The sequence below is a fragment of the Roseateles sp. P5_E11 genome, from assembly GCF_054049355.1.
Map to the genome: position 1 here is coordinate 1 of NZ_JBFUMO010000524.1, position 4,092 is coordinate 4,092.

At 68.7% G+C, this 4,092-nt stretch carries 5 protein-coding genes; all 5 read left to right on the forward strand.

Annotated elements, in window-relative coordinates; translation table 11 throughout:
* Positions 1-501 (forward strand): hypothetical protein (locus tag ACXJKR_RS26175; RefSeq protein ID WP_457325298.1); only part of this gene is annotated, 501 nt, incomplete at its 5' end.
* Positions 498-1,322 (forward strand): class I SAM-dependent methyltransferase, encoded by an 825-nt coding sequence (locus tag ACXJKR_RS26180; RefSeq protein ID WP_056197299.1) that lies wholly within the window; start codon positions 498-500, stop codon positions 1,320-1,322. The genes ACXJKR_RS26175 and ACXJKR_RS26180, both read left to right, overlap by 4 nt.
* A 2-nt stretch (positions 1,323-1,324) precedes the next feature.
* A complete protein-coding gene (locus tag ACXJKR_RS26185) occupies positions 1,325-2,725 on the forward strand; it encodes a B12-binding domain-containing radical SAM protein (protein WP_457325299.1) in 1,401 nt (466 codons plus the stop codon).
* Positions 2,722-3,468, forward strand: a complete 747-nt coding sequence (locus ACXJKR_RS26190) for a methyltransferase (protein WP_457325300.1) — start codon at positions 2,722-2,724, stop codon at positions 3,466-3,468. The genes ACXJKR_RS26185 and ACXJKR_RS26190 overlap by 4 nt, the downstream gene beginning before the upstream one ends.
* Positions 3,465-4,092: hypothetical protein (locus ACXJKR_RS26195; RefSeq protein WP_457325301.1), on the forward strand; the 628-nt coding region annotated here is incomplete at its 3' end. The genes ACXJKR_RS26190 and ACXJKR_RS26195, both read left to right, overlap by 4 nt.

Genomic DNA, 4,092 nt, shown 5'->3' on the forward strand with positions numbered 1-4,092 from the left:
GGCATCAAGCGGCCGCAGATCGACGGCGCTGTGCATGCGCTGAAGCAGCAGGGCGTGAAGCCCGCGTTGTTCCTGCAGTTTGGCTACCTCGGCGAGACGGCCGACGACATTCAGCTAACGCACCAGATGTTGGACGATCTGCAGCCCGATCAGATCGGCATTTCGGTGTCCTACCCGCTGCCGGGCACCGTCTTCCACGACCGCGTCAAGGCCCAGATGGGACATAAGACCCACTGGCTTCACAGCAATGACCTCGCGCTGATGTTCCCCGGGACCTTTTCTCCGGCGTTCTACCGGCACTTGCATGTCTACACGTCGCGGCGCTTCCAGATCGGGCGTTGCTGGGCAGTGTTGCGCGGGCGGCTACCGGCGCCCAGCCGCGGGGGCAGGCTTCGTGCGCTGGCCTCGCTGCTGCGCGCCACGCCCGCGCTGCTGACCGCCCGAATCGGCATGGGGCGCGAACAGCGTCTGCCGGCACCTGCACCGGCGGTGGCACCATGAGTGCAGCCGCCTTCGACGTGATGGCGGTCGACTACGACCGTGATTTCACCCACAGCCTGGTGGGCGCCGCGCAGCGCCGCATGGTCTGGGAGGTTCTTGACGACTGCCTGCGCCAGCACGGTCGGCCCTGCTCGGTGCTTGAGCTGAACTCCGGCACGGGCGAGGACGCTCTGCACATGGCCCGCGCCGGTCATCGCGTGGTAGCCACCGACGTGTCGGGCGAGATGTTGCGAGTGGCCCGCGACAAGCTCGAACGTGGTGGTCTCGGTCTTCTGGTGCAGACGCGGCAGCTGGACCTGCAAGCGCTGGCGTCCGGTGAGGTGAGGGCGCAGGACCTGGGTGGCCCGTTCGACCTCGTGTTCTCCAACTTCGGCGGCCTGAACTGCGTGTCGCCCGAGGCGCTGCGGGCGCTGGCCGCGCCGCTGGCTGCCTGCCTGGCGCCACAGGGGCAGGTCATCGTCGTCGTGATGCCGCGCTTGTGCCTGTGGGAAACCGCGTGGGCCTTGTTGCACCTGCAGCCGCGCCGCGCCATGCGGCGTTGGCGCGGCGGGCCGGTGCCGGCCCAACTGGGCGCCGGCCAACCGCCGCTGTCGGTCTGGTACCACGGTGTGGGCGACATGCAGTGCGCGCTGGGTGAGCACTTCCGGCAAGAACGGGTGCGCCCGGTCGGGCTGGCGGTGCCGCCGTCCTACCTGGAGCCCCTGGCCCGCCGTGCACCGCGCTGGCTGGCGCTGATGGAACGGATCGAGCGCCGCTGGCTCACGGCGGCCTGGGGCGCCCATCTGGCAGACCACGCGTTGATCCAATGGCGCAGGCGGTGACGATGAGCCTGATCCTCACTCACGGGTATTTCATCGCCGATGACGCGATTGAGCAGCGCATCATGCGGCCTTATCCGCCGCTGGGCCTGCTTTCCATCTCGGCATGGCTGGACCGCGAAGGCGTCGACCACCATGTCGTCGACGCCACGTTTCTCGATGCCGACACCTTCGTCCAGCGTGTGCGGGCGCTGCGCCCGCGCATGATGGCCTTTTACGTGACGTTGATGACGCGGCACTCGGTGCTGCGGCTGATCGCGGCGCTGGGCGGCGCAGAAGATAGCCCGGTCATCGTGCTGGGCGGGCCCGACGTGCGCCACAACGCCGCCGACTACCTCAGCCATGGTGCTCACCTGCTGGTGGTCGGCGAGGGCGAGCAGACGATGGTCGATGTAGCACGGCTGCCTGCAGCCGCCTGCAGGGATGCCGCGGCGCTGGCGGCCATCCCCGGCCTGATCCATGCCGATGCGCAGGGGCAGCCGGTGTTCACCGGCGAACGCCGCTTCGTGCCTGAACTGGACGAACTACCCGAGCCGGCACGGCATCGCATCGATCTGCGGCCATACCTCAAGGCTTGGCGCGATGCCCATGGCCAGACCTCGCTGAACGTCAGCACCCAGCGCGGCTGTCCCTACAAGTGCGCCTGGTGCAGCCGGGCCGTGTACGGCACCAGCTACCGCCGCCGTTCGCCGCAGCATGTGGTGGCCGAGCTGCGCACGCTGGTGGATCGCTACGCACCCGATCAGTTCTGGTTCGTCGACGACGTGTTCACGATCAACCACAACTGGCTTGCCGGGTTTGCCGAAGCGCTTGATGCCGCGGGCCTGCGCATCCGCTACGAATGCATCACGCGGGCCGACCGCATGAACGAGCGCGTCGTGGAGTTGCTCTCGCGCACTGGCTGCGTGCGCGTGTGGATCGGCGCCGAGAGCGGTTCRCAGCGCATCCTSGATGCCATGCAGCGCCAGGTCCGCGTCGAGCAGGTCACCGCCATGATCCGCGCGRCCTCGGATGCGGGCATGCAGACCGGCACCTTCCTGATGCTCGGCTACCCGGGTGAAACCGAAACGGACATCGTCGCCACCGAGCGCTATTTGCGCGATGCGCGGCCGGACCTGTTCACCGTGACGCTGGCGTATCCCATCCGCGGCACGCTGTTCCACGACCAGGTGGCAGACCAGACCACGTCGCCGCCGTTCGATCAGGGCAGCGACCGCGACCGGCGCTACCCGCGCACCTACAGCGATGACTACTACCGCCATGCCGTGCGCCTGCTCACCCACACCCATGCCGTGAGCACCGCGCCGCGCCCCTTCGGCGCCCGCGCACTGGCCCATCGCGTGGCGTGGTGCCGCTCGCGTCTGGGCATGTGGTGGCATCGTCGCAATGGAATGCAACCCGCGTGAGCGGCCCCGAAACGCGCTGGGGCCTGCCGCCCCATGGCCTGCTGGYACGCCTGCTGCGCGGCCCGGTGCGGCGGGCCGTCTCGCCGTGGCTGCGGGGCCGCATGGCGCGTGCCGGTCGCACCGCGCAGCATTGGCGCCTGGGCCGCTTGCGGCTGCGCATCGACCCGGGCGTCTTCCCACCGGGGCCGACGCTCAGCTCGGCCGTCTTCGTCCGCTGGCTGCTCTCGGACGAGGGTCCTGGCCCATGGCCGGGCCGGCGCGTGCTCGACATGGGATGCGGCAGTGGCGTCATCGGCCTGGCACTGGCGCAGGCCGGCGCTCGCGTCATCGCGTCGGACATCAATCCCGTTGCGGCGGCGAATGCCACAGCCAATGCGCAGGCCAACGGGCTGGCGCTGACGGTGGTGGTGGCCGACCTGCTGGCAGGCATCCGCACGTCCACGCTGGATTGCGTGGTGATCAACCCACCCTACTACGCACGCTCACCGCGCTCGATGCCGGAGCGCGCTTGGTTCTGCGGGGTGGGGTTCGAGTACTTTCATGCGCTGTTCGAGCAGTTGGCGGCACTGGACCTGACGCACACGGAGGTGCTGATGGTGCTGTCAGAAGATTGCCAGGAGGATGGCATTCGCCAGGCGGCCAAGGTGCATGGGCTGCAGTTGAAATTGCGGGGTAGGCGCCGGAGCTGGCTGGAATGGGCGGCCATGCTGCAAGTGGTGCCGGCGTTGGAGGACGTCCGGTGAGCGCACGCGGGCTGATCATCCAGATCCACGTGGTGTTGTCATGCGGGGCGATGCTCTGCTGGCTGGCCGCGCTAGCGGCCTATGCCGGTGCCTGGCGCCGGCATCACAGGCTGATCGGCCGCACCTTCATGGGGTTGGTCGTGGCCAGCATGGTGTTGGCCGTGGGCATTGCCGTGGACGCCCGCAACCCATTCGGCGCCGTGACCTCGTTGCAACCTCTGGTGYTGTGCCTGAGTGCCGGTGCTCAGTTCCTTCGTTCGCGCTGGGTCGTGCGCGCACTCGGCTGGGTGGGTTTGTTGGTGGCGGCCGGCGTGCTGGCAGGCACTTGGGGCCTGCTGAACTCGCACCGGCTCATCGACGTGATCGCCTTTCCCTGGTCTGCACTGACGCAAGGTGCACTTGCGGTCAACGATCTGCGCACGGCGCCGGGGCCGCGCTGGCGAGCCCACGGCCATCGCATGCTGGCGGCGGGTTGGTTCTACCTTGCGGAAGTGGGCATCTTGACCCTGGATCCGCATCCCAGCGTCATTGCCTGGATGATCGCGGCCATCGTGCCGATCGGCGGGGTGTTGTGGGTGCGCCGGCAACCGAGGAGCTTTGGACCGGCTGGGCCGGCCTTGACAG

Bases quoted from the DNA above. Each gene is read 5' to 3' on its own strand.
- ACXJKR_RS26180 (WP_056197299.1), top strand. From the start codon at position 498: ATGAGTGCAGCCGCCTTCGACGTGATGGCGGTCGACTACGACCGTGAT.